Here is a 24,558-nt window from a genome sequence, read left to right as displayed (position 1 = left end):
GCCTACACACAGTCAGATGTTGTGTGGGCTTAGTTCATTTCCGTGGTTGCGTAGTTGTGGGTACCGAGCGGATTGATGGTGTAACCGCTGATGTTTTTGCGAAGCACTACAAAGGACTTCGGGTGGACTAATGGAACCCACGGTAATTCGCGGCGGAAGACCTGTTGAGCTTGTTTGTACAGGTCCGCGCGGGTAGCAGTGTCCGTGACGATCTTGGCTTTGCGGATCAGAGAATCGAATTCCTGATTACACCAACGAGCCTGATTCTCACCGGATTCAGCTGCGGCACAGGAAAGGTTGGGGGCCAGGAAGTTGTCCGGGTCACCGTTGTCGCTGTTCCAAGCTAGGGCCACCATGTCATGTTCCCCGCCTTTAGCACGTCTGAGCAGTTCGCCCCATTCCAGCATGCGGATATTCAAAGTAATACCGGCTGCAGCCAGATCAGCCTGTAGCATCTGGGCAATCAGAACTGGGTTAGAAATGATCTCGGAGCTGCCGTTGCGGATAAATAGGTTGATCTGCAAGTTTTCGACACTGGATTCCTTGAGGAGTTGTTTCGCTTCTTCCAAGTTGTGCTGCAACGGTGTGGCGCTGTCGTCGTAGCCGAGCATTCCAGGCGGATACGGGTTGGCTGCCGGTGTCAGATCCAGCCCGCCGGCCAGGGCGTTGAGGATGGCGGGTCTGTCGATTGCCAGATTGATGGCTTTGCGAACCCGCACATCATTCAGCGGTGGGTGCTGGGTGTTGATAGCCAAATAGGAGGTTGCCAGTGCGTTGATTTCTTCAACTTTTAGGTTGCTGTCTTGACGTAGCTTGGGGATGTCCTCGGTTTTGAGGCGTTGTGCGATCTGACATTCCCCAGCTCGCAGTTTTTGTAGGCGGACGTTGGCATCCACGGCGATGGCGAAAATCAGTTGGTCAACTTTAGGCTTACCGCCGAAATAGTCTGGATTGGCCTTGAAACGAACCTGAGCGTCTTTGATATAGCGGCTAAATATGAACGGCCCCGTGCCAATCGGTTGGCTGTTGATAAGGCCGGTTTTGCCTTCAGCCAGTAATTGATCACCGTATTCTGCGGAGTAAATGGAGGTAAACCCCATGGCCATGTCGGCAAGAAAGGCGGCGTCCGGACGCGTGAGGGTGAAGCGTACCGTCATCGGGTCGAGCTTCTCGACGGACTTAATCAGGTCACCCATTGCCATGCTGTCAAAGTACGCGTAACCGCGCAGGGCGCTGTCGTACCACGGGCCGTTGCGGTCCATGGGACGTTTGAAGGTCCAGAGCACATCATCAGCATTGAATGCTCGAGTCGGCGTGAAGTAGCTGGTGCTGTGAAATTTCACATCCGGCCGCAGGTAGAAAGTGTAGGTCAGGCCGTCTTCGCTGATATCCCAATGGGTGGCCAGGGCAGGTTGTAGTTCGGATGTGCCGGGTTTGAAACGTAGCAGCGGATCAAAGATGGTTTCAGTGGTGGCATCAAAGGTTACACCGGCAATGTATTGCACTGGGTCAAAGCCTTCTGGGCTAGCTTCGGTGCATACGATCAGGCTATTGGCCTGGGCCAGGCTGACGATGGATGTCATGGCCAGGGCTGACAGTAGAGGACGCATCTTCATGGGATATCTCCGGCTGCCGACTTGTGGTCGGCAGCTTGTCAGGGTTTTAAAGCAGATTGAAAGGCAGTGTGGTTACCAGACGCAGTTCATCGGCGCTGCCGTCGACCTGGTTTTTTGAAGCTCGGTGTGACATGTACAGGAGCTTAAAAGTGGTGTCTTTAATCTGGCCGCTTTGAACCTTATACCCAACGGAGAGTGCATATTCACGATGGCGTTCGTCATCCTGCGTTTTGACCTCACTGTAGTTGCCGTAAGCACCGTTGCGGTCGCCATCGTAGTGAGTGCCGTCAATGTCCCAGCCTTTGGCATACCAGATGGCAGTTGTCAGGCCGGGAACACCGTAATAGCTCCAGTCGATGTCATAGCGGATCTGCGCGGACTTTTCGTTAGGGCCGTTGTAGTCGGAGTACAGGGAGTTGGACAGGTAGATTGCAGCGGTTTCGTGGACGTAGTCGAAGTACTCGTCGCCATCCACTTGCTGCCAAGCCAGGGTCAGTGAGTGCGCCTGGTGGCTCAGGGTGAAGCCCAGGCTCCAGATGTTGTTGTCGATGTAACCCGCTTCACGGGCACCGGTGTCGCGGGTGTTGTAGATATTGAAGGCCGTGTGCAGAGCCAGTGTTTTACGGTCTCCAAGATCATGCCCCAGGCCAAAGTAATACTGGTTCCACACGTCTTGAAAATGCGCGGTGTAGAGCGACAGCATCAGGGTGTCGGAGGCCAGATAATCGCCACCAAGGTAGCGCAGATGGTCTCCCTTGACCTGGCGGGTGCCGTATTCGGTGGTCAGAGGCTCATCGCCTGCACCGGTTCGCGGGCTGGCACGGCGGAAGTCACCGGCCTGAAGAGTGAGGTGCTCGACTTCATCACTGGTCAGTGCATAGCCAGTAAAACTGGCTGGCAGAGCCCGGTTATCGTTTGAGTTGAACACCGGGGTTTCAACCTGGAAACGCCCCGCTTTTAACTCGGTGGCTGAGGTTCGCAGGCGGACATTGGCAATGCCCATTTTGGACCACTGTTCTTCGGCTTCTCCCTCGCTGTTGGCCAGGGTGCGGTTGCCGCCTCCGGCGATACGTCCTTTGCCTTGCTCAAGGTTGATGGCGTTGAACACCGCTAGGTCCAAGCCGAAACCGATGGTGCCTTGGGTGTAGCCCGAGCTGTATTTCAAACGGGTTGACTGGACCCAGCTATAGCGATCCTGGGTGCGTTCACTGCCGTTTTCTTTGGGGATGCGGAAGCTCGTGTTGTCTTCCGCGCGTTCGTGCGAATAGAAGTTGCGGGCAATAACGTCCAGGCTCTGGCCTTCGATAAAACCCGTAGCATCGGCCTGGTGCCGGGACTCGCCCGCGTAACTGGTGTTGGCAACTGCCAGGGCCAGTGCAAGGGTCGAGTAATACCTTGTTGTTGTGTTCATTAGGCGTTCCTTTGGCTGGTATGCGAATCATCCTTGACCCACTTGCAGGCGCACGAAGTCCTGCAAAGCTGAGCTTTGCAACTGAGGCAGAGAGGTTTAAACGACTGCTGACTGCTGGTGCCGGTCTCAGCCAGCCCCTCATTGGCTGAGGGGCTGGCCTGTGTGTGCCGGTTTAATAATCAGGGCTTGATGCCGACTCCGTAGAACGAGTTCAGACCAAAAGGACTGATCTTGTAGTCGAGCACGTTTTTGCGCATCGGCTGGTAAACCGTCGAATGGGCAATGGGGGTGATTGGGACTTGTTGCTTGAGGATGTGCTGTGCCTGCTGATAAAGCCTAGTGCGTTCATCAACATCGGTTGTGCGTTTAGCTGCCTGAATCAGTTTGTCGTAGTCGGCGTAGCACCATTTTGAGAAGTTGTTGCCGTCGACCGCATCGCAACCGTACAGGGTGCCAAGCCAGTTGTCGGGGTCGCCGTTGTCACCGCTCCAGCCAATCAGCATGGCGCCGTGCTCGCCAGCTTTGGAGCGTTTGATGTATTCCCCCCACTCGTAGCTGACAATCTTGGCTTTGATGCCAACTTTGGCCCAGTCAGCCTGGAGCATTTCGGCCATCAGTTTGGCGTTGGGGTTGTAGGGGCGTTGTACCGGCATGGCCCAGAGGGTGATCTCGGTGCCTTCCTTGACACCTGCGGCCTTGAGCAGCTCCTTGGCTTTCTCCGGGTTGTACGGTGCGTCTTTGATGCTGTCATCGTATGACCACTGAGTCGGCGGCAGGCCATTCACTGCGAGCTGCCCGGCACCTTGGTAAACCGCATCTATGATGGCCTGCTTGTTTACCGCCATGTCCAGTGCTTGCCGTACCGGTAGCTGGTCAAACGGTGCACGCTGAGTGTTGTAGGCGATAAAACCCAGGTTGAAGCCTGGCTGGGTCGGAACATTCAGGTTGGAGTCTTCTTGCAGGCCTTTGATATCAGCCGGGCGGGGGAATAGTGTCACCTGGCACTCGTTGGCTTTGAGTTTCTGCACCCGGATTGAAGCGTCGGTATTGATGGCAAAAATCAGATTGTCGAGTCGCACATCTTCAGGCTTCCAGTAGTCCTTGTTGCCTTTGAAGCGAATAAAGGCATCTTTCTGGTAGCGGCCGAAGACGAATGGACCAGTGCCGATGGGCTTTTGGTTGATATCGGCGGCTTTACCTTCTTTGAGCAATTTGTCGGCGTATTCAGCTGACTGGATCGAGGCAAAGTGCATCGCCAGATTCTGGATAAAGGCCGCGTCCACGCTGTTGAGGGTGAAGCGGACGGTCATGTCGTCCAGCTTTTCCAGTTTGGCGATATTGGTGTCCATCGCCAGGTCTACGAAATAGGGAAACTCAGTGGGATAGGCTTTGCGGAAGGGATGATTCTTGTCGAGCATGCGCTGAAAGGTGAACAGCACATCATCGGCGTTGAAGTTGCGGGTGGGTTTGAAATACGCCGTGGTATGAAACTTGATGTTGGGGCGCAGGTGGAACGTGTAGGTCAGGGCGTCTTCGCTGATATCCCATTTTTCGGCAAGGCCCGGCACTGCCTGGGTGCCGCCGCGTTCGAACTCAGCCAGACGGTTGAAGATGGTTTCAGCTGAAGCGTCAAAGTCGGTGCCGGTCGTGTATTGACCTGGATCGAAGCCCGCCGGACTGCCTTCTGAGCAGTACACCAGGTTGCTTGCTGCGTGAGCGTTGGCGAAGGAAGCAATCAATCCAATTGCTATTGCGGCCCTGATAAAGGCGTTCTTATCCATGAAGACCTCATGTCTTATTGGTTTATCTTGAGGCACCCGTTTGGGGTGCAATCAGGCTAGGCATGGCCCTGAACTCAAGCAATAGACAAAAAGGTTACTACCCCGTAATAAGAACGCGGCTATATATCAGTGTCGCATTTTTGTAAGTGGTATGCTGTCAAAGTGCCTGATTTAGAGTGGCTGGATTTCGATTGTGCCGCTGGCTGATACATTCACCTGACTCGTGCCGGCCTCAACCTCAGGAACCGCATCAGCCATCATGGCTGCGCCTTTGGCCAGTGCCATGTTGGAGCGGAATACGGGTGGGTTATATCCACCGCTGTTGAGGCTCAGATTAACGATCTTGTAGTCCTTCGCACCTAGGGCCTCAGTAGCAATCTGGGCGCGTGCCTTAAAGGCTTCGATGGCGCGTTTGATCAACGCATCTTCCTGGGTTTTACGGGTGGCATCGGCGATGCTGAAGTTCATTCCAGCCATGTTCAGTGTGGTGAGCATCTCGCCCGTCAGCTTGGATAATGCAGCGAAGTCGGCACTTTCCAGGCGTAGTTCTGCTCGTTCGCGCCAGGCTGTGATTTTCCGGCCTTTGTCGTCGTACACCGGGTAGCTGTTACGGCTACCGGAACTGACAGTAATACCTTTGACGTTTCGAGCCTGATTGATGGCATCGTTCATGGTTTTGCTGATCTTTGCCGCCAGAGCGGTAGGATCACTGCCTTGGTCTTCACTGTAGAGCGTGACGTGCATCAGGTCGTGGGCAATTTCCTGGCTGACTTCTGCGCTCAGGGATATCTGGTTGTAGCGGGCTTCGTCAGCGTGGGCGACTGCTGTGAGCAAGGCGCTGGCACTGAGCAGGATGGCTGTGGCAAGACGGTTGACTGGCATTGTGAGTAATCCTATTGGTTGGACCGGGAAGTGAAATGCAACTTGTCAGAGGTTAGACGGTGTTGGCTGTAGATACGGGTTAATCCCTCTCAAACCAGCAGTTTCAGTTCTCTGCGGCTTGTTGCCGCAGATCGTCAGTTGCACCCTTGGTTATACTCGCCCCGCTCGCTGAACGAGCATTCGGAGCATTTTGGAGAATTTATGCTCGCACCTGTGCAATTGCTGTCGGCGAGCCGGCAGAACCTCTGGCGTCTGACCTTTATTCGAATTCTAGTGCTGGCCGCTCAGGCCGGGTCGGTGGGGTTGGCCTATAACTCGGGCATCCTGCCACTGCCCTGGTTTGAACTGAGCATTACGCTGGGTATTTCGCTGGTGCTGTGCTTGATCACTGCCTTGCGTTTACGCGGCCCGTGGCCTGTCACCGAGGCTGAGTATGCACTGCATCTGGCCTGCGATCTGGTTATCCACAGTCTGCTTTTATATTACTCCGGCGGTTCGACCAACCCGTTCGTCTCCTATTACCTGGTGCCGTTGACGATTGCTGCAGCAACTCTGTCTTGGATGTACACCCTGACATTGTCCGGGCTGGCCCTGGCGGGTTACACCTTGTTGCTGGTTTGGTCGCATCCACTGAACTTGCCAACCGGCTCCCGTGAAAGCCTGCTGATTTACGGCATGTGGCTGAGCTTTGCCCTGGCAGCCGGGCTGATTACCTTCTTCGTCGCCAAAATGGCAGAAGAGTTACGTCAGCAGGAAGAAATGCGTGCCGAACGCCGCGAGGAAGGTCTGCGCGATCAGCAGTTGCTGGCTGTGGCGACTCAGGCTGCGGGGGCGGCTCATGAGTTGGGCACGCCTTTGGCGACCATGAGCGTGCTGATCAAGGAATTGCGCCGCGAGCATCCTGAGCCGACGCTGCAGGAAGACCTTGCGGTGCTGCAGGAGCAGGTCAAGCTGTGCAAGGAAACCCTGCAGCAGTTGGTGCGTGCGGCGGAGGCTGATCGACGTCAAGCGGTGGTGGACCAGACCTGTGTAGAGTGGCTGGAGTCGACCCTGAACCGCTGGCATCTGATGCGGCCTGAGGCGAGCTATCGTTATCAGTGTATGGGCAAAGGGCAGCCGCCACGGCTGATGCCGCCTGCTGACTTGACCCAGGCATTGCTGAATCTGCTGAATAATGCCGCTGATGCTTGTCCGGATAATCTGGATATTCGCCTGAATTGGGATCACCAGTGGGTCACGCTGAATATTCGTGATTTCGGTGCCGGTGTGCCGCTGGCGATCGCCGAGCAACTGGGGCGGCCATTTTTTACAACCAAGGGCAAAGGTTTCGGTCTGGGCCTGTTTTTGAGTCAGGCCAGCGTCAATCGTGCTGGTGGGACGGTTAAACTGTACAACCATGAAGAAGGCGGCACGCTCACAGAGCTTAAATTGCCGCGAGCCTATAGCCGAGCATAAGGGAACTCTGTATGAGCGACGAACTCCTGTTTGACGGTGATGAGCAACCGCATTTGCTGTTGGTCGATGATGACCCGACCTTTACCCGCGTGATGGCCCGTGCCATGAGCCGTCGTGGCTTACGCGTGTCGATTGCCAGTTCAGCAGAAGAAGGCCTGGCGCTGGCGCAACAGGATGTCCCGGACTATGCCGTGGTTGACCTGAAAATGGCCGGTGACTCCGGGCTGGTGTTGTTACCCAAACTGCTGGAAGTGGACGCAGAAATGCGGGTGGTGATTCTCACCGGTTATTCCAGCATTGCCACGGCGGTTGAAGCGATCAAGCGCGGAGCTTGCAACTATTTGTGCAAGCCGGCGGATGCCGATGATGTGCTGGCGGCCTTGCTGACTCAACATGCTGATCTGGACACCTTGGTCCCGGAAAATCCGATGTCGGTGGACCGCTTGCAGTGGGAGCACATTCAGCGCGTGCTCAGTGAGCATGAAGGGAATATTTCGGCGACAGCCCGCGCGCTGGGCATGCATCGCCGGACGTTGCAGCGCAAACTGCAGAAGCGCCCGGTTCGCCGTTAATCGCGAAGGTGTTCGTTGCCTGACGCCGCAACGAACACCTTATTAAGCGCTTAGGGATGAGCTTCGCCGATCAGCGGGAAGACGCCCATCAGCAGAGCAGCCAGCATGATCGCAAGGCATATCAGAATCGCCCACTTCAGGGAGAAACGCTGATGCTCGCCGAACTCAATTTTAGCCAGGCCAACCAGCAGATAGGTTGATGGCACTAGCGGGCTGAGCAGGTGCACCGGCTGGCCGACAATCGAAGCGCGAGCCATTTCCACGGCGCTGATGCCGTAATGAGAGGCCGCTTCCGCCAGCACCGGCAGCACGCCGTAATAGAACGCATCGTTGGACATAAAGAAGGTGAACGGCATGCTCACGATGGCGGTAATGGTGGCCAGATAAGGCCCCATTGACGGCGGAATCACGCTCAGCAGGCTCTTGGACATGGCATCAACCATGCCGGTACCACTGAGAATCCCGGTAAAAATACCTGCTGCGAAGATCAACCCGACAACTGCCAGTACGTTGCCGGCATGTGCGGCGACACGCTCTTTTTGGTGCTGCAGATTGGGGTAGTTAATGATCATCGCCAGGCTGAAAAAGATCATAAACAGCACCGGTAATGGCAGCAGACCGGCAATCAGGCAGCCCATCAGGGTGAGTGTCAGTGCGCCGTTTACCCACAGTAATTTCGGGCGACGCGCCTCAGGGTATTGGGACACGCTGACGCTGTCGTAATGGGTGTTGTTTTCGGCCAGGCGGATGATGCCCAGGCGAGCTCGCTCACGCTTGCCATACCACCAGGCGATGCCAAACAAGACAATGGCACCGACCATCATTGCCGGGATCATCGGCACAAAAATTTCTGAAGGGTCGACATGCAAGGCGCTGGCCGCCCGCGCGGTTGGGCCGCCCCAGGGCGTCATGTTCATGATGCCGCCGGCAAGAATGATCAGGCCGGCCATGATGCGCGGGTCCATACCCAGGCGGCTGTACAGTGGCAGCATGGCGGCCACACAGATCATATAGGTGGTGGCACCGTCGCCATCCAGAGAGACGATCAGGGCGAGGGCAGCGGTGCCGACAGAGACCTTCAGTGGGTCACCCCGGACCAGTCGCAAAATCGCCCGAACCGCCGGGTCAAACAGGCCCGAGTCGATCATCAAAGCGAAATATAAAATGGCGAACATCAGCATGACGCCTGTGGGGGCGAGCTTGCTGATGCCGTCCAGCATCATCGGACCGATCGCGTGGGCGAAGCCGCCGAACAGGGCAAATAAAATAGGGATGATGATCAGGGCAATCAGGGCGGAAAGGCGCTTGCTCATGATCAGGTACATAAAAGTAATGACCATGGCGAAGCCAAGGAACGTCAGCATTATGGTTCTCCGAATTGCTGAAACGGGCGGCGACAGTCAGGCGAATCAAAGCCTTATGGCGGGAGGAGGCAGGGTGTCGGAGAGATTGGAGGCTCTGAGGGCACCAGGCTGGTTATAAGGCATTGCTGTCACCGTTGTTTTTGTCTTCGGCTGCCAGGGATTGACTGGCAGTTGCCGTGCCGGGTCGAGCCGGCGCGCCTGAATCTACGGAGAGAATCTTTCATCCAGCTTTCAGTCCGACTGCCGTACAAGCTTTTTGTCGGGAGCCTTCTGTCGTCTGTAAGCGCGCGAAAGCCATGCGGGCCCTGATATCATCGACGAACCCCTCTGGCCCGTGGCTTTGATCATGTTTTCGATTTTTTCCGATACCTTCGCGGTCACCGCGCCGGTGTTCGCGATGTTGTTTCTGGGTGTTCTGCTAAAGCGCTTGGGGCAGGTGGATGCAGCCTTTATCAGCACCGCAACGGCGCTGGTGTTCAATGTCAGCATGCCGGTGATGCTGTTTTTGGCGATTCTGCATGCTGATCTGAACACAGCGTTGCAGCCCAAACTGTTGGGCTATTTTCTTCTGGCGACGCTGGTCGGCTTTCTATTGGCTTGGGGGTGGGCTATCTGGCGGGTGCCTCAAGCCGATCGCGGGGTGTATGTTCAGGGCGCATTTCGTGGCAACAACGGGATTATTGGCCTGGCGCTGGCAACCAGTCTTTATGGCGACTACGGGCTGTCGCTGGGCGGTGTGCTGGGCGGGGTTGTCATACTCAGCTATAACACCCTCTCGGCACTGGTGTTGGCTGTTTACAGCCCGCAAGGAAAGGCCAATGTCTGGAGTATCAGCAAGAGCATCATTACCAATCCACTGATTCTTGGTGTGGTTACTGCTATTCCTTTTGCATACTGGAAAATTGGCTTACCAAACTGGCTGACTACCTCAGGTGAGTATCTGGCCCAGCTCACTCTTCCACTGGCATTGATCTGTATTGGTGCCAGCCTTTCACTGGCGGCTTTGCGCGAGAGCGGTGTGTTGGCGCTCAGTGCCAGCCTGATGAAGGTGCTGTGGTTGCCTGCGTTGGGCACAGCCGGAGCTTTTGCATTTGGCTTTCGCGGTGCTGAGCTCGGCATTCTCTTTCTGTTTTTCGTCAGCCCGACGGCTGCGGCCAGTTTTGTCATGGCCAAGGCTGTGGGCAGTAACTACCAGCTGGCTGCCGCGATTATTGTGTTGACCACCTTGCTGGCGGCGATATCAACCAATATTGGCCTGCTGATTCTGCAATGGGGCGGCTGGATCTGATCGCCGTATGTTCACGGCGATCAGACGGTTTAGCGTGTAGGTTTACGAGGCTGCCTGCGCTTGCTGCCAGTCCTCTATAACCTCTTGGGCAGCGCGGAAGGCATCTATGGCAGCCGGTACACCGGCGTAGACTGCGCAATGCAGCAGTGCTTCGCGGATCTCCTCCACGCTACAGCCATTATTCAGCGCACCGCGTACATGACCTTTGAGCTCCTGCGGGCACTTGAGCGCGGTCAGCGCTGCCAGTGTGATCAGGCTACGGGTTTTGCGGTCCAGCCCCTCACGGGTCCACACGCCGCCCCATGCGTGTTCGTTAACGAAATCCTGCAAGGGCTGGGTGAAAGCAGTCGCATTACCCAGCGCCCGGTCAACAAAGGCATCGCCCATCACCTCACGGCGTACCTTTAAGCCTTGTTGTTGGTTGTTACTCATGACGCGAACTCCTAATTGCGTTGTTTTCGCCAAGCACGACTGGCAATGACCACCAAACTGACGGCGGTTAGCGGCAGGACGTAGCCGAGCATTGCATGTGACAAGGTCGTGGCAAAGGCCTGTCCGGTGGTGCTGGTTACCAGATAAGCCGTGTAGGCCACGTAATACGCTAGGAACAGGAGTCCCTCCCAACGATTGATGCAGTAGCCGGCAAAGAAGATCGGTAAGCAGGCGATGGCGACAGCAATCATCACCGGAAAGTCGAAGGCCAGTGCGTTTGCAGAAACATTGATCGGCAGTGGTGAAACCAGTGAGGAAAGGCCCAACACGCACAGTAGGTTAAAAATGTTACTGCCGACGATATTGCCCACAGCGATATCGCGCTGACCTTTGATTGCGGCAATAACGGAGGTCGCCAGCTCAGGCAGAGACGTGCCGATCGCTACAACAGTGAGGCCAATGACCAGCTCTGATATGCCCAATGCGCGGGCCAGCGTTGTTGCGCCTTCTACCAGCCAGTTGGAACCCAAGACTAGCAGGACAAGTCCGACGGTAATCAGTAGAAGATGATGGGCCCAAGCATAAGGGCGGTTGGCTTCTTTCAGGCCAAATTCATCATCAAACTCGTCGTCTGCCTGTTTGCCTTCCTTGCGGCTTTGATAGATCAAAAAGGCGGTATAGCCGACTACGCAGGCAAATAGAACAGCACCATCTATTTTGCTCAGTCCGCCGTCGAAGGCCAGAGCGTATGTCAACAGGCTGGCGCCAATCATGATTGGCACATCCTGACGAATCAGTTGCCGGGAGACGAGAAGCGGGGCTACCAGGGCGGTGATCCCGAGAATGAGCAGCACGTTGGCAATGTTGCTACCGACCACATTGCCGATGGCCAGGTCACCACTGCCTTCAAAGGCTGCTTGCACGCTGACTGCTGTTTCCGGGGCACTGGTGCCAAATGCCACCACCGTCAGGCCAATGACCAGTGGCGAGATCCCCAGTTGCGCTGCCAACCTAGCCGCTCCGCGTACTAGCACTTCGGCACCCATAACCAGCAAGGTGATGCCGGCGATTAGGTAAATGAAGGTCATTGTCGTCATTCGGTTTTCCTTTACTCGGGGGGGTTGGGTCAGAGAACTGCTTTCAATTCAGGGGTTGCAGGCGTACGGGGGCAACGCCATCGTGCAACATGTCCAAGTCTTTGGCTGCCTGAAAAGAGAGGTCGATGATGCGTTTGCGCACGTGCGGGCCGCGATCATTGATGCGCACAACCACGCTTTTATTGTTGCGCAAGTTGGTCACTCGTACCTTGCTGCCAAAGGGCAGGGTTCGGTGTGCTGCGGTTAATGCGTATTGATTGAAAGGCTCGCCGCTGGCAGTTTTTTTGCCGTGGTGGCGGGAGCCGTAGTAAGAGGCCAGGCCTTCATCTGATGAGCCTGGGCCGAATGTGGAACAGGCCGTAAGGGTAAGGCTGAGCAGGGTGAGCAAGATCAGGCGCATGGAGACTCCATTGTGGCTGATGATTTGTCGCCGCACAGATAACACAACGCCGGGAAAACCCGGCGTTGTGTATAGCGCTACGGCTTAGCCTTCGAGCTTCTTCTTCAGAAGTTCGTTCACTTGTCCCGGGTTGGCCTTGCCTTTGGAGGCTTTCATGGCCTGGCCGACAAAGAAGCCGAACATCTTGCCGCGTTTGGCTTCATCGCTGGCGCGGTATTGTTCGACCTGCTCAGCGTTGGCTGCGAGGACTTCATCAAGCATGGCTTCAATCGCGCCACTGTCGGTGACTTGTTTGAGGCCTTTTTTCTCGATGATTTCGTCAGCTGTTGCACCTTCGCCAGCAGCCAGTGCTTCAAAGACCATCTTGGCGATTTTGCCGCTGATGGTGTTGTCTTTGATGCGCAGGATCATGCCGCCCAGTTGCTCGGCACTGACCGGAGACTGGTCGATATCCAGGTTGTCTTTGTTGAGCAGGCTGGACAGTTCGCCCATCACCCAGTTGGCAGCCAGCTTGGCATCGCCACACGCCTGTTGCACGGCTTCAAAGTAGTCAGCCATTTCACGGCTGGCTGCCAAAACAGTGGCATCGTAGCTGGACAGGCCAAACTGCGACTCAAAACGCTCGCGTTTCTGAACTGGCAACTCCGGCAGGCTGGCACGCACTTCGTCGAGGAAGCTCTGCTCGATCACCACGGGCAGCAGATCAGGGCAGGGGAAGTAACGGTAGTCGTTGGCTTCTTCCTTACTGCGCATGGAGCGGGTTTGGTCTTTGTTCGGGTCGTACAGGCGGGTTTCCTGCACCACTTTGCCGCCGTCTTCGATCAGCTCGATCTGGCGCTGCACTTCATAGTTAATGGCTTTCTCAATGAAGCGGAACGAGTTGACGTTCTTGATCTCGGCGCGGGTGCCGAACTCAGCTTGGCCTTTCGGGCGAACGGAGACGTTGCAGTCGCAGCGCAGCGAACCTTCAGCCATGTTGCCGTCACAGATGCCCAGATAGCGCACCAGCGCGTGGATGGCTTTAACGTAGGCTACGGCTTCTTTGGCGCTGCGGATGTCCGGCTCGGAAACGATCTCCAACAGCGGCGTACCGGCGCGGTTCAGGTCGATACCGCTCATGCCCTGGAAGTCTTCGTGCAGGGATTTGCCTGCGTCTTCCTCCAGGTGAGCACGGGTGATGCCGATGCGCTTGGTGGTACCGTCCTCAAGGGTGATGTCCAGATGGCCTTTACCAACGATGGGGTGATCCATCTGGCTGGTCTGGTAGCCCTTGGGCAGGTCCGGGTAGAAGTAGTTCTTACGGGCGAAAACGTTCTGCGGTGCGATTTCCGCATCAATCGCTAGGCCAAACTTACAGGCCATGCGTACGGCTTCGGCGTTGAGCACCGGCAGGGTGCCGGGCATGCCGAGGTCGATCAGGCTGGCCTGAGTGTTCGGCTCGGCGCCAAAAGCGATAGCGCTGCCAGAGAAAATCTTCGATTGAGTGCTGAGCTGTGCGTGGATTTCCAGCCCGATCACGGTTTCCCATTGCATATGAGTCTTCCTCAGAATCCGGTTGGGGCTTGTTTGTGCCAGTCGCTGACCGACTGATACTGATGGGCCACGTTAAGCAGGCGGGCTTCCTGGAAGTACGGCGCGAGCAGTTGCACGCCAACCGGCAAACCATCGACGAAGCCAGCTGGCATCGACAGGCCGGGAATACCGGCGAGGTTGGCGGTGATGGTGTAGATGTCTTCCAGATAGGCCGCGACCGGATCGTTGTTCTTCTCGCCCAGTTTCCACGCCAGGTTTGGCGTGGTTGGGCCGAGAATGACGTCAACTTCGTTGAACGCGCTGACAAAGTCGTTCTTGATCAGGCGACGGATCTTCTGCGCTTTCAGGTAATAGGCATCGTAGTAGCCAGCGGACAGCGCATAGGTGCCGACCATGATGCGGCGTTTAACCTCGGCGCCGAAGCCTTCGCCACGGGAGCGTTTGTACAGGTCTTCGAGGTTGACCGGGTTCTCACAGCGGTAGCCAAAGCGAACGCCGTCGAAGCGCGACAGGTTGGAGCTGGCTTCAGCAGGCGCGATCACATAATAAGCGGGGATGGCGTGCTGCATGTTCGGCAGGCTGATTTCCTTGACGGTAGCGCCGAGCTTTTTCAGCTCTTCAACAACTGCCATCACTTTGTCGGCAATGCGGCTGTCGAGGCCTGCGCCAAAGTATTCCTTCGGCAGGCCGATGCGCAGACCGCTCAGCGGTTGGCTCAGTGCTGCCAGATAGTCGTCGACCGGCTGATCAACACTGGTGGAGTCTTTGCTGTCGAAACCGGCCATAGCTTGCAGCATCAAGGCGCAATCTTCTGCGCTGCGAGCCAGTGGACCGCCCTGATCCAGGCTGGAGGCGTAAGCGATCATGCCCCAGCGCGAAACACGACCGTAGGTCGGCTTGATGCCGGTCAGGTTGGTCAGTGCAGCTGGCTGGCGAATCGAGCCGCCAGTGTCAGTGCCGGTGGCTGCTGGCAACAAGCGTGCGGCAACAGCTGCCGCGGAACCGCCGCTGGAGCCGCCAGGTACGCGGCTCAGGTCCCACGGGTTCTTCACCGGGCCAAAATGGCTGGATTCGTTGGCCGAACCCATGGCGAATTCGTCCATGTTCAGCTTGCCGAGGGTTACAGTGCCGGCTGCGGCCAGTTTCTCAACAACCGTGGCGTTATAAGGCGCTTTGAAGTTGTAGAGGATTTTTGAGGCGCAGGTGGTCAGTACATCTTGCGTGCAGAACAGGTCTTTGTGCCCGATAGGGGCACCCAACAGTGCACCGGTTTCACCGGCAGCGCGGCGGGCGTCGGCGGCTTTGGCCTGAGTCAGGGCCAGCTCCTCGGTCACACTGATAAAACTATTCAGTTGTGGATCCAGTTGCTGAATGCGAGCCAGCAGGTTGCGGGTCAGCTCTTCAGACGAAAACTGTTTCTCGGCGAGTCCGCGGGCGATCTCGGCCAGAGTCAATTGATACATGGCGTGTCTTTCCCTTACTCGATGACTTTCGGAACCAGGAACAGGCCGCTTTCAACGGCGGGAGCGATGGCCTGATAAGCGTCGCGATTGTTGCTTTCTGTTACTTGGTCGGCGCGCAGACGCTGAGTGGCTTCCAGCGGATGAGAGAGCGGCTCGATGCCATCGGTGTTGACGGCCTGCATTTGGTCGATCAGACCCAAAATGCTGTTAAGGGTGTCGGTTGTGGAGGGAATTTCCGCCTCGTTCAGCCCTAAACGAGCCAGATGGGCGATTTTCTCCACGTCGGAGCGCTCAAGCGCCATCAGAATTCTCCCTATATAGAGCGGCGCAGATAGAGGCCGCCATTGGACAAGTAAACCGTACGCCCGCTCGGATTGCAGGGAACGTATTGCGACAGGTGGCGGTCAAAGGCCGCGATGATGGCTTTATTAGCCGGTAAAGAGCGGCAATCTACCACAATGGTGCCTTGCTCAAAATCCCTGCCGTTGTTAGAGTTTGCGGCACTTTTTTACCCACGCTTTGTCTAGGGTCCCTATTCCCATGTTCAAAAAACTGCGTGGCATGTTTTCCAGTGATCTTTCCATCGACCTGGGCACTGCCAATACCCTGATTTATGTTCGTGAGCGTGGCATCGTCCTGAACGAGCCGTCCGTTGTTGCCATTCGTACCCATGGCAACCAGAAGAGCGTTGTGGCTGTAGGTACTGAAGCCAAACGCATGTTGGGCCGTACTCCCGGCAATATTTCCGCTATCCGCCCGATGAAAGACGGCGTGATCGCTGACTTCAGCGTCTGTGAAAAGATGCTGCAGTACTTCATCAACAAGGTTCATGAAAACAGCTTCCTGCAGCCGTCCCCGCGGGTGCTGATCTGTGTCCCGTGCAAATCGACTCAGGTTGAGCGCCGTGCCATTCGTGAATCCGCACTGGGCGCTGGTGCCCGTGAAGTATTTCTGATCGAAGAGCCGATGGCTGCTGCTATCGGTGCTGGCCTGCCGGTTGAAGAAGCACGTGGCTCGATGGTCGTCGATATCGGTGGTGGTACCACTGAAATCGCGCTGATCTCCCTGAACGGTGTGGTCTATGCCGAGTCCGTACGCGTCGGCGGTGACCGTTTCGACGAAGCAATCATCACTTACGTGCGCCGTAACTACGGTAGCTTGATCGGTGAGTCCACCGCTGAGCGCATCAAGCAGGAAATCGGTACCGCTTATGCCGGTGGCGAGCTGCGTGAAGTTGATGTGCGTGGCCGTAACTTGGCTGAAGGCGTACCGCGCAGCTTTACTCTGAACTCCAACGAAGTGCTGGAGGCTCTGCAGGAGTCTTTGGCAACCATCGTTCAAGCTGTGAAGAGCGCTCTGGAGCAGTCTCCGCCTGAGCTGGCATCTGATATCGCTGAGCGCGGCCTTGTTCTGACCGGCGGTGGCGCACTGCTGCGTGATCTGGACAAACTGCTGTCCCAGGAAACCGGCTTGCCGGTTATCGTCGCCGAAGACCCGCTGACCTGTGTGGCTCGTGGCGGTGGTAAGGCGCTGGAGATGATGGATCGTCACGCCATGGACCTTCTGTCCACGGAGTAAGATCCACTCCATGGTTGTGAGGCACAGGCTCATCGCTGAGCAAGGCTATAAAACTTTTATGGCCTACTGCTGCCAATGACAACCATGCACAGAGTTGTGTACAACCACTGAGCTGCAAGCCGGGCACTGATCCGCTTGCAGCTTTTTGTTGCAGCTGACGTCACGAGGATTTGCCCATTAAGCCGCTATTTGCCAAAGGACCATCGCTGAGTGTGCGTCTGTTGGTGTTCACCGTTTTATCGGTAGCGCTGATGGTGGGCGATGCGCGCTTTAATGTGGTCAAACCCCTGCGCGAGCAACTGGGGCTGATTGTTGAGCCGGTTTATGTGCTTGGGCGTCTGCCTGTCACCCTTTGGGAGGATGCAACGGCTGAGCTGACCACGCGTAGCGAGTTGGTGGCTGAAAATGAGCGGCTCAAGGCCGAGCAACTGATCATGCAGCGTCGTTTGCAAAAGCTGGCGGCACTGACAGAGCAAAACGTGCGCCTGCGTGAACTGCTAAATTCGGCGGCGCTGGTGGATGAAGAGGTGTTGGCCACCGAACTGATTGGTGTAGACCCTAACCCGTTCAGCCACCGTATCCTGATTGATAAAGGCTCCAAAGACGGTGTTGTCTTGGGCCAACCTGTGCTGGATGCACGTGGCCTGATGGGGCAGGTGGTTGAAGTGCTGCCTTATACCTCCCGCGTGCTGTTGCTGACAGACAGTACTCACAGCATTCCTATTCAGGTCAACCGCAATGGCCTGCGCGCTATCGCCACGGGCACTGGTAACCCGGAGCGGCTTGAGCTGCGTCATGTGGCTGACACTGCCGATATTAAAGAAGGCGATTTGCTGGTCAGCTCAGGCCTTGGTCAGCGCTTCCCAGCGGGCTATCCGGTGGCGGTGGTCAGCGAGGTGATTCACGATTCTGGCCAGCCTTTTGCCATTGTCCGCGCTGTGCCGACTGCCATGCTCAACCGCAGCCGCTACATGCTCTTGGTCTTTTCGGATACACGCACGCCTGAGCAGCGTGCTGTCGACTCGGCACAAGCGCAGGAAGCGCTGGATCGGGAAATACTTCAGCAAGCCGGGCAGACGCCGCAATCGAATACTCCGGCAGCGGAGACCCAGGCTGCAGAGCCTGCTTCCGCTGCACCGGCTACAACACCCGAGGCTGCGCAATAATGGCTGCTCGATCGAGTAACGTCTGGTTTATCTGGCTGACCTTGGCAGTTGCACTGCTGCTGAGTGTTTCTGTGTTGCCGACTTGGGCGGAGCCTGGTCGCCCTATGTGGCTTGCTCTTTTCCTGACTTACTGGATGCTGGCTGTGCCGCATCGGGTTGGGATGACAACAGCCTGGTGCTGCGGTCTGCTGGCTGATGTGCTGAATGGCACCTTGCTCGGGCAGAATGCTCTGGCCCTGATGTTCATCAGCTTTCTGGTATTGAGCCTGCACCAACGCTTGCGCATGTTCCCCATGTGGCAGCAGAGCATGGTGTTGTTGATCGTATTCGGCCTCGCTCAGCTGGTTCAGCTGTGGCTCAATGCTCTGGTTGGCAGTCGCCCGCCAACCGTGGAATTTGTTTTGCCTGCACTGGTTAGTTCGCTGTTGTGGCCGTGGGTCTGTGTGCTTCTACGCAGTCTGCACATCCGCCTTGGCGTCAATTAGGTTGAGGTAAAACCTTTCAACTTTCTGACAGGGAGACGTCTCATGGCGACCTTATACCTCGCCTCTGGCTCACCGCGCCGCCGTGAGTTACTCACGCAGATAGGCGTGCCTTTTCTCCCGCTAATCAGCGAGATTGATGAATCTGTTCAGCCCGGCGAGTCTGCGCAGGGCTATGTTGAGCGGTTAGCCCGGGAGAAGGCTGCGGCTGGTTTGGCGAAGCTTGATCAAGCGTCTGACGCCGTGGTGCTGGGGGCTGACACCGCTGTGGTGCTGGATGGACGAATCCTGGGTAAGCCAGCCAACCGCGAAGACGCGCTGCAGACACTAGCCGCATTGTCAGGTCGGACTCATCAGGTGGTGACGGCGGTGGCCCTGATCAACGCCCAACGGTTGGTTTCTAAAGTCGTGGTCAGTGAGGTGAGTTTCAGGGTGTTGCAGCCAGCTGAAATCGAAACCTACTGGAGCAGCGGCGAGCCACGGGACAAGGCGGGCAGTTATGCTATTCAGGGACTGGCGTCAGTATTTGTCAGTCACTTGCAAGGCAGCTATTCGGCGGTGGTAGGTTTGCCGCTATGTGAAACGGCTGCATTGCTCGGCGAGTTTGCAATTCCGTGCTGGCAAGTGGCGGGTCATTAGCCAAGAGGTTGTACATCGACGCCTAACTACGGGGCGGACGATGTCAGCTTTACTCTGAAGAGATGGGCCATGAGTGAAGAAATCCTGATCAATATCACGCCGATGGAATCACGCGTTGCCGTGGTGGAAAACGGCGTATTGCAGGAGGTGCACGTCGAACGCACGCAGAAGCGTGGCATCGTCGGCAATATCTACAAAGGTAAGGTTGTCCGGGTGTTACCGGGCATGCAGGCCGCGTTTGTTGATATCGGGCTGGAGCGTGCGGCGTTTATCCATGCCGCTGAGATATCCACCCGCGAGGGCCAGGCGGTAGAAAGTATCAGCGGGCTGGTGCACGAAGGGCAGAGCCTTGTGGTGCAGGTGACCAAAGACCCTATCGGCAGCAAAGGTGCGCGTTTGACCACGCACCTGTCGATCCCCTCGCGCTATCTGGTGTACATGCCGCGCACCAGTCATGTGGGGATCTCGCTGAAGATTGAGGACGAGGCCGAGCGTGAACGCCTCAAACAGGTGGTTGCTGACTGTATTGCTGCCGAAGGTATTGAAGAAACCGGTGGCTTTATTTTACGCACCGCAGCTGATGGCGCGCGGGCCGATGAGATTCTTGCAGATATCCGCTATCTACGCAGGCTTTGGACGCAAATCGGCACGCAAATGAAGATTGGCCCCACGCCAATGGTGATCTACGAGGATCTCAGCCTCGCTTTGCGAACTTTGCGCGATTTGGTGAATCCGAAGATCGAGAAAATTCGCGTCGATTCACGCGAGACGTTCCAGAAAATCACCCAGTTTGTGGATGAATTGATGCCGGAAATCGCAGATCGCCTTGAGCACTACCCCGGTGAACGTCCCATATTTGATCTGTATGGCGTTGAGGATGAAATCCAGAAGGCACTTGAACGTAAGGTCCCGCTCAAATCCGGTGGCTACCTGATCATTGATCAGGCTGAAGCCATGAGCACCATTGACGTCAATACCGGTGCATTTGTCGGGCATCGGACGCTTGAGGAGACGATCTTCAAGACCAATCTTGAAGCGGCGACGGCGATCGCCCGTCAGCTGCGACTGCGAAACCTTGGCGGAATCATCATCATCGACTTTATTGATATGGAAGATGAGGAGCATCAGCGCCAGGTTCTGCGTACGCTGGAGAAGCAACTCGAGCGTGATCATGCCAAGACCAACATCATCGGCATCACCGAGCTTGGGCTGGTGCAGATGACCCGCAAGCGCACCCGCGAAAGTCTGGAGCAGATTCTCTGCGAGCCGTGCAGTGCGTGTCAGGGCAGGGGAAAATTGAAGACTGCCGAAACCACCTGCTATGAGATTTTCCGTGAAATTCTGCGGGAAGCGCGGGCCTATCAGGCAGAAGGGTATCGCGTGTTGGCCAACCAGAAGGTGGTGGACCGCCTGCTGGATGAGGAGTCCGGCAATGTGGCCGACCTTGAGGCCTTTATTGGACGGACGATTAAGTTCCAGGTTGAAACCATGTATGCACAGGATCAGTACGATGTGGTTTTGCTTTAAAAAGGCGCATTGCGCCAGGCCTTTACCTGAGTGAGTGGGTTGGCGCGCGGTGTGGGTAAGCTCTTGCGTGCGGTGCTGGGGACGGGCGTCGCAGTGCTGGTTCTGGCAGCACTGTACGTCAGCTTGGGCCGCGAGCTGGTTCCGCTGGTTGCGGAATACCGGGCCGACGCAGAAATTCGTGCCCAGCAGTTGCTGGGCATGCCGCTGCGCATTGGTGAACTGGAAGGCAGTTGGCAGCGGCTTTCGCCGGTTATTAGCGTAAATCACGTAGAAATTGGCGAAGAGCAGGATGTTTTGCATCTTGATCGCGTCAGGGTTGTGCCTGATGTTCTGGCCTCTCTGCTGGAAATGAAACTGCACATTGCTCGTATCGAGTTAGACGGGCTGAATCTGGTCCTCAAGCAAGATGTGGGCGGTCAGTGGTCGCTACAGGGGCTGCCCAAGCGCAGAAATGCTGAACCGCTGGATCTGCCGAAAGTTTTCGCTCAGCTGAAGAGCATCAAACGTATCTCCCTGACCAATAGTCAGTTCAGCGTCCTGCAGCACGGGCAGGAGCCGCTGACTCTTAGCTACGCCAATTTGATGCTCACCAACGGCAACCGACAGCGTCTGGACGGGCGGTTACGTTTGCCGGATGGCCAGCCGCTGGCGTTTCAGCTGAAAACCTCACTTAACCCTGAGCGCTGGTTGGAGTCCCGGGCTGATCTCTACGTCAGCTTGCCCCAGAGCGACTGGGCCCAATGGCTGCCCAAGTCCTTACTGGGGCAGTGGCGTTTAGGGCGTGCTCAGATGGGGGGGGAGATCTGGCTGTCTGCTGCTGACGGTCACCTTACGCGTGCTGCCAGCCACTTACACGGGCAGGAGCTGAAGGCAGGTTTTGGGCAGCGCAAGCCGGTTGAGTTAAGCAGTTTAAGTCTGAATGCGTATTACGATCGTACAGAGCAAGGCAGCAGTCTGCTGCTGGATAATCTGGCCTTCAGCCAGGGCGATGTGCGCTGGGGAGATGTAGATATCAGCCTGCGCCAACAATTGGCATCGGGCGATACAGGCGAACTCTGGAAGGTCGGTATAGACCGCTTTGATCTGGCACCGCTGCAGCCTTTGGTTGTTGCCTTGGCGCCGTTGCCAGACGAGCAGGTTGAGCGAATCAAAACGCTGGCTCCACGGGGGGAGTTGCGCAATATCCAGCTGAACTACCGGCCCACTGCTGCGGGTAATGAGCGCTTCAATTTCGCGGCCAATCTCAAACGCATCAGTATTTCAGCGTCACACGGGATTCCAGCGGCAGAGAATGTCAGTGGCAGCATCGCTGGTGATCTGGGCAGTGGTGAATTGCGGGTAGATGCCCAGGATTTTGCTCTGCATCTGGACACACTGTTTCCTAAGCCCTGGCATTACCAGACGGCCAAAGGCCTGCTGACGTGGGAGTTGAATGCTGATGCCTTTACCCTCCGTTCACCATTCGTGCAGGTGGTGGGTGATGAGGGGCCGGCGGCGGCTGACTTTCTGATTCGTTTGCGCCGAGATCCTGCCCTGGAAGATTACATGGACCTGCGTGTGGGCTTGCGCAATGGTGATGCGCGCTTCACCGAGAAATATCTGCCCAGTTTGTCACCAGGGCTGAGCAAGGGGCTTGATCACTGGCTCAAAACCGCGATTCAAGGCGGGGCAGTAGATGAGGGTTTCTTCCAGTATCAAGGCTCGCTAAACAAGGGTGCAGCCCCGGAGGCGCGCAGCATCAGTCTGTTCTTCGCGGTACATGATGCGGAGCTGGCGTTTCAGCCCAACTGGCCTCCTCTGCAAAAGGGACGTGGCACAGTTTTTATTGAGGACACCGGCGTGCGTATCGCCCTGGAGTCTGGGCAGATTCTCGACAGTCAGGTTAAGCAGGCCAGCGCACAGGTGGCCTCAGCAAAACCGGGGCAAACCCCGCATTTAAAGATCTATGCCGGACTGACCAGTAGCCTGCCGGATGCGTTGAAGATTTTGCAGGAGGCACCCATCGGCACCGCATCGGTGTTTAAGGGCTGGCAAGGCGAAGGCGCGTTGGATGGGCGTTTGAATTTGGACATCCCACTGCAAAAGGGGGAGGCACCGGTTGTCGTGGTTGATTTCGCTGCTGACGATGCCCAGCTGAAAGTTCCAGAGCCTTTGCTGCAGTTTGCTCACCTTAAAGGTGCCTTCCGTTACGACACTCGGACGGGGTTGAGCGCGCCTGACATCCGTGCCCAAGTGCTGGGGCATGCTGTGCGCGCTAAGGCATTGGCTGAAGGCCGCGGTGGCAAAGCCCGCAGCCGCATTGAAGCGAATGGCCAAATTGCGCTGAATCAGCTGACCGGATGGCTTGGGCTGCAACAGTCACTGCCTTTGAGCGGGCGCATTCCCTATTACCTGAATCTCACCTTGGACGGCCCGGACAGCCAGCTGAGGGTTAATTCATCACTTAAAGGGCTGAAGGTTGAGCTGCCCGCGCCGTTTGGCAAACTGGCGGATGAAGAGCGTGCCTCTACCTGGCGCATGAGCCTGGGTGGGGCCGAGCGCCGTTACTGGTTTGACTACGCCAAAGTGGCCAGTCTTTCATTTGCGGCCAGTCCGGGGCAGTTTAATCAGGGGCGGGGTGAGTTGCGCCTGGCCGATGGCCCGGCCCGTTTGCCGGTAAGCCGAGGGCTACAGGTGCGCGGGCGGCTGTCGGAGCTGGACTGGTCGCAATGGCAGGCAGCGCTCAAACCTTATATGAAGGCCGCCGGTGCTGAACCGCTGCAACTGTTCAAGGACGCTCAGGTGCGCCTGGCGCGTTTCAACGGTTTTGGTGTGAGTCTGAATGATATTGAGGTTGGGCTGGCGCGAGGCTCAGCTAACTGGCAGCTGGATTTGGACAGTACTCAGGTCAAGGGGCGGGTCACTCTGCCAGATAATAATACTGCGGCGATTGGCATCAATCTCGATCGTCTGCGAATGCCCGCGCGCATTAAGAACGACGTTAAGTCAGTAAAAGAAGACAGTCCTGATCCGCTTGTGGGGGTAGATCCTCGCAGTATTCCCGCACTGGATGTGAAGGTGGCGGAGGTCTATCTCGGCACTGAAGCGCTTGGCAGCTGGACGCTGAAGGCTCGGCCAAGTACCAGCGGTGTGCAGTTTTCTGAGCTGGACCTGAACCTGATGGGCCTCAAGATTGGTGGCGAGGCCAGCTGGGATCTGGGTTCGCAGGGCACTCGCACGCTCTTCAAGGGGCGGGTCGGCGGCGAAGACCTCGGGAAGGTTCTGATTAACTGGGGCTTTGCTCCGAGCGCCACCAGTGAGTCGTTCCGTCTGTATGTGGAGGGCAACTGGCCCGGTTCACCGGCATGGTTCAGCCTCAAGCGTTACAGCGGCAGCCTTGATGCTTCCATGCGTAAAGGCCAGTTCTCTGAGGTCGACGGTACGGCCTCAGCTCTGCGCGTATTTGGTCTGCTTAACTTCAACTCCATCGGCCGCCGCTTGCGCCTGGATTTCTCGGATCTGCTGGACAAGGGGTTGAGTTATGACCGCTTCAAAGGTGTGTTGGCGGCCAGTAATGGCGTGTATGTCACCCGTGAGCCAATCACGCTTGAAGGGCCTTCCAGCAATTTGGAAATGAATGGCACGTTGGATTTGGTTAATGATCAGATCAACGCCAAACTGCTGGTGACCCTGCCGGTCAGTAACAACCTGCCTATCGCCGCTCTGATTGTCGGTGCCCCGGCCATTGGTGGTGCGTTGTTTGTGGTAGATAAGCTCTTGGGTGATCATGTAGCTCGTTTCGCCAGTGTTCAGTACGACGTCAAAGGCCCCTGGCAGGATCCGCAGATCACCTTTGACAAGCCCTTCGAAAAGCCGCGATAAGCGTCATGTCA

Annotated in this window: 20 protein-coding genes; 9 read left to right on the top strand and 11 right to left on the bottom strand. The window is 56.6% G+C overall.

Annotated features, from left to right (window positions below; genetic code table 11):
• Positions 1-29 precede the first annotated feature (29 nt).
• From AO726_RS20055 to AO726_RS20040, 4 genes are all read right to left on the bottom strand, one after another.
• Positions 30-1,616, bottom strand: a complete 1,587-nt coding sequence (locus AO726_RS20055) for an ABC transporter substrate-binding protein (protein WP_058069888.1) — start codon at positions 1,614-1,616, stop codon at positions 30-32.
• A 46-nt stretch (positions 1,617-1,662) separates the two neighbouring features.
• Positions 1,663-3,027 carry an OprD family outer membrane porin gene (locus AO726_RS20050; RefSeq protein ID WP_058069887.1) on the bottom strand — a complete coding sequence of 455 codons (1,365 nt, stop codon included), beginning with the start codon at positions 3,025-3,027 and terminating at the stop codon, positions 1,663-1,665.
• Positions 3,028-3,206: 179 nt separating this feature from the next.
• Complete coding sequence (locus AO726_RS20045; protein ID WP_058069886.1) at positions 3,207-4,808, bottom strand: ABC transporter substrate-binding protein; 1,602 nt, start codon at positions 4,806-4,808, stop codon at positions 3,207-3,209.
• 171 nt (positions 4,809-4,979) lie between these two features.
• Positions 4,980-5,690 (bottom strand): SIMPL domain-containing protein, encoded by a 711-nt coding sequence (locus AO726_RS20040; RefSeq protein ID WP_058069885.1) that lies wholly within the window; start codon positions 5,688-5,690, stop codon positions 4,980-4,982.
• A gap of 201 nt (positions 5,691-5,891) precedes the next feature.
• On the opposite strand from AO726_RS20040, the gene AO726_RS20035 reads away from it, so the two are divergent.
• Together AO726_RS20035 and AO726_RS20030 are read left to right on the top strand one after the other, a co-directional pair.
• A complete protein-coding gene (locus AO726_RS20035; protein WP_058069884.1) occupies positions 5,892-7,145 on the top strand; it encodes an ATP-binding protein in 1,254 nt (417 codons plus the stop codon).
• An 11-nt stretch (positions 7,146-7,156) separates the two neighbouring features.
• Entirely contained in the window at positions 7,157-7,717 is a 561-nt protein-coding gene (locus AO726_RS20030; RefSeq protein WP_058069883.1) for a response regulator transcription factor, read from the top strand.
• A gap of 50 nt (positions 7,718-7,767) precedes the next feature.
• Here AO726_RS20030 and AO726_RS20025 read toward each other — a convergent pair whose 3' ends face one another.
• Positions 7,768-9,081 carry a CitMHS family transporter gene (locus tag AO726_RS20025; RefSeq protein ID WP_058069882.1) on the bottom strand — a complete coding sequence of 438 codons (1,314 nt, stop codon included), beginning with the start codon at positions 9,079-9,081 and terminating at the stop codon, positions 7,768-7,770.
• Positions 9,082-9,427: 346 nt separating this feature from the next.
• Here AO726_RS20025 and AO726_RS20020 point away from each other — a divergent pair, with 346 nt between their 5' ends.
• On the top strand, positions 9,428-10,369 hold the full coding sequence (locus AO726_RS20020) for an AEC family transporter (RefSeq protein WP_058069881.1): 942 nt from the start codon (positions 9,428-9,430) through the stop codon (positions 10,367-10,369).
• Between the two features lie 42 nt (positions 10,370-10,411).
• Here AO726_RS20020 and AO726_RS20015 read toward each other — a convergent pair whose 3' ends face one another.
• The 6 genes from AO726_RS20015 to gatC all read right to left on the bottom strand — a co-directional run bounded on the left by AO726_RS20015 (position 10,412) and on the right by gatC (position 15,596).
• Positions 10,412-10,801 carry a carboxymuconolactone decarboxylase family protein gene (locus AO726_RS20015; RefSeq protein ID WP_058069880.1) on the bottom strand — a complete coding sequence of 130 codons (390 nt, stop codon included), beginning with the start codon at positions 10,799-10,801 and terminating at the stop codon, positions 10,412-10,414.
• 11 nt (positions 10,802-10,812) lie between these two features.
• Entirely contained in the window at positions 10,813-11,898 is a 1,086-nt protein-coding gene (locus AO726_RS20010; RefSeq protein ID WP_058069879.1) for a calcium/sodium antiporter, read from the bottom strand.
• Positions 11,899-11,941: 43 nt separating this feature from the next.
• On the bottom strand, positions 11,942-12,298 hold the full coding sequence (locus AO726_RS20005; protein ID WP_058069878.1) for a septal ring lytic transglycosylase RlpA family protein: 357 nt from the start codon (positions 12,296-12,298) through the stop codon (positions 11,942-11,944).
• A gap of 84 nt (positions 12,299-12,382) precedes the next feature.
• Complete coding sequence (gene gatB / locus AO726_RS20000; protein WP_058069877.1) at positions 12,383-13,831, bottom strand: Asp-tRNA(Asn)/Glu-tRNA(Gln) amidotransferase subunit GatB; 1,449 nt, start codon at positions 13,829-13,831, stop codon at positions 12,383-12,385.
• A gap of 11 nt (positions 13,832-13,842) precedes the next feature.
• On the bottom strand, positions 13,843-15,294 hold the full coding sequence (gene gatA / locus AO726_RS19995; protein WP_058069876.1) for an Asp-tRNA(Asn)/Glu-tRNA(Gln) amidotransferase subunit GatA: 1,452 nt from the start codon (positions 15,292-15,294) through the stop codon (positions 13,843-13,845).
• A 14-nt stretch (positions 15,295-15,308) separates the two neighbouring features.
• Positions 15,309-15,596 carry an Asp-tRNA(Asn)/Glu-tRNA(Gln) amidotransferase subunit GatC gene (gene gatC / locus AO726_RS19990; RefSeq protein WP_058069875.1) on the bottom strand — a complete coding sequence of 96 codons (288 nt, stop codon included), beginning with the start codon at positions 15,594-15,596 and terminating at the stop codon, positions 15,309-15,311.
• A gap of 238 nt (positions 15,597-15,834) precedes the next feature.
• On the opposite strand from gatC, the gene mreB reads away from it, so the two are divergent.
• From mreB to AO726_RS19960, 6 genes are all read left to right on the top strand, one after another.
• Positions 15,835-16,872 (top strand): rod shape-determining protein MreB, encoded by a 1,038-nt coding sequence (gene mreB / locus AO726_RS19985; protein WP_058069874.1) that lies wholly within the window; start codon positions 15,835-15,837, stop codon positions 16,870-16,872.
• A 212-nt stretch (positions 16,873-17,084) separates the two neighbouring features.
• The gene (gene mreC / locus AO726_RS19980; protein ID WP_058069873.1) at positions 17,085-18,038 is read left to right on the top strand and encodes a rod shape-determining protein MreC; all 954 of its coding nucleotides are present in this window, start codon (positions 17,085-17,087) and stop codon (positions 18,036-18,038) included.
• Positions 18,038-18,523, top strand: coding sequence for a rod shape-determining protein MreD (gene mreD, locus AO726_RS19975; RefSeq protein WP_058069872.1), 486 nt, complete (start codon positions 18,038-18,040; stop codon positions 18,521-18,523). The genes mreC and mreD overlap by 1 nt, the downstream gene beginning before the upstream one ends.
• A 42-nt stretch (positions 18,524-18,565) precedes the next feature.
• Positions 18,566-19,159, top strand: coding sequence for a Maf family protein (locus AO726_RS19970; RefSeq protein WP_058069871.1), 594 nt, complete (start codon positions 18,566-18,568; stop codon positions 19,157-19,159).
• Between the two features lie 69 nt (positions 19,160-19,228).
• Complete coding sequence (gene rng / locus AO726_RS19965; RefSeq protein ID WP_058069870.1) at positions 19,229-20,686, top strand: ribonuclease G; 1,458 nt, start codon at positions 19,229-19,231, stop codon at positions 20,684-20,686.
• Between the two features lie 30 nt (positions 20,687-20,716).
• A complete protein-coding gene (locus tag AO726_RS19960) occupies positions 20,717-24,547 on the top strand; it encodes a YhdP family protein (RefSeq protein ID WP_058069869.1) in 3,831 nt (1,276 codons plus the stop codon).
• The last annotated feature ends 11 nt before the right edge of the window (positions 24,548-24,558 follow it).

Origin of the sequence: Pseudomonas sp. TTU2014-080ASC (assembly GCF_001446935.1) — a bacterium.
In the GTDB taxonomy this organism is placed as follows: domain Bacteria; phylum Pseudomonadota; class Gammaproteobacteria; order Pseudomonadales; family Pseudomonadaceae; genus Aquipseudomonas.
Note: the sequence above shows the minus strand (reverse complement) of the source record. Positions and strands in the feature narration are given on the sequence as shown.

Bases quoted from the DNA above. Each gene is read 5' to 3' on its own strand.
- AO726_RS20055 (WP_058069888.1), bottom strand. From the start codon at position 1,616: ATGAAGATGCGTCCTCTACTGTCAGCCCTGGCCATGACATCCATCGTC.
- AO726_RS20050 (WP_058069887.1), bottom strand. From the start codon at position 3,027: ATGAACACAACAACAAGGTATTACTCGACCCTTGCACTGGCCCTGGCA.
- AO726_RS20045 (WP_058069886.1), bottom strand. From the start codon at position 4,808: ATGGATAAGAACGCCTTTATCAGGGCCGCAATAGCAATTGGATTGATT.
- AO726_RS20040 (WP_058069885.1), bottom strand. From the start codon at position 5,690: ATGCCAGTCAACCGTCTTGCCACAGCCATCCTGCTCAGTGCCAGCGCC.
- AO726_RS20035 (WP_058069884.1), top strand. From the start codon at position 5,892: ATGCTCGCACCTGTGCAATTGCTGTCGGCGAGCCGGCAGAACCTCTGG.
- AO726_RS20030 (WP_058069883.1), top strand. From the start codon at position 7,157: ATGAGCGACGAACTCCTGTTTGACGGTGATGAGCAACCGCATTTGCTG.
- AO726_RS20025 (WP_058069882.1), bottom strand. From the start codon at position 9,081: ATGCTGACGTTCCTTGGCTTCGCCATGGTCATTACTTTTATGTACCTG.
- AO726_RS20020 (WP_058069881.1), top strand. From the start codon at position 9,428: ATGTTTTCGATTTTTTCCGATACCTTCGCGGTCACCGCGCCGGTGTTC.
- AO726_RS20015 (WP_058069880.1), bottom strand. From the start codon at position 10,801: ATGAGTAACAACCAACAACAAGGCTTAAAGGTACGCCGTGAGGTGATG.
- AO726_RS20010 (WP_058069879.1), bottom strand. From the start codon at position 11,898: ATGACGACAATGACCTTCATTTACCTAATCGCCGGCATCACCTTGCTG.
- AO726_RS20005 (WP_058069878.1), bottom strand. From the start codon at position 12,298: ATGCGCCTGATCTTGCTCACCCTGCTCAGCCTTACCCTTACGGCCTGT.
- gatB (WP_058069877.1), bottom strand. From the start codon at position 13,831: ATGCAATGGGAAACCGTGATCGGGCTGGAAATCCACGCACAGCTCAGC.
- gatA (WP_058069876.1), bottom strand. From the start codon at position 15,294: ATGTATCAATTGACTCTGGCCGAGATCGCCCGCGGACTCGCCGAGAAA.
- gatC (WP_058069875.1), bottom strand. From the start codon at position 15,596: ATGGCGCTTGAGCGCTCCGACGTGGAGAAAATCGCCCATCTGGCTCGT.
- mreB (WP_058069874.1), top strand. From the start codon at position 15,835: ATGTTCAAAAAACTGCGTGGCATGTTTTCCAGTGATCTTTCCATCGAC.
- mreD (WP_058069872.1), top strand. From the start codon at position 18,038: ATGGCTGCTCGATCGAGTAACGTCTGGTTTATCTGGCTGACCTTGGCA.
- AO726_RS19970 (WP_058069871.1), top strand. From the start codon at position 18,566: ATGGCGACCTTATACCTCGCCTCTGGCTCACCGCGCCGCCGTGAGTTA.
- rng (WP_058069870.1), top strand. From the start codon at position 19,229: ATGAGTGAAGAAATCCTGATCAATATCACGCCGATGGAATCACGCGTT.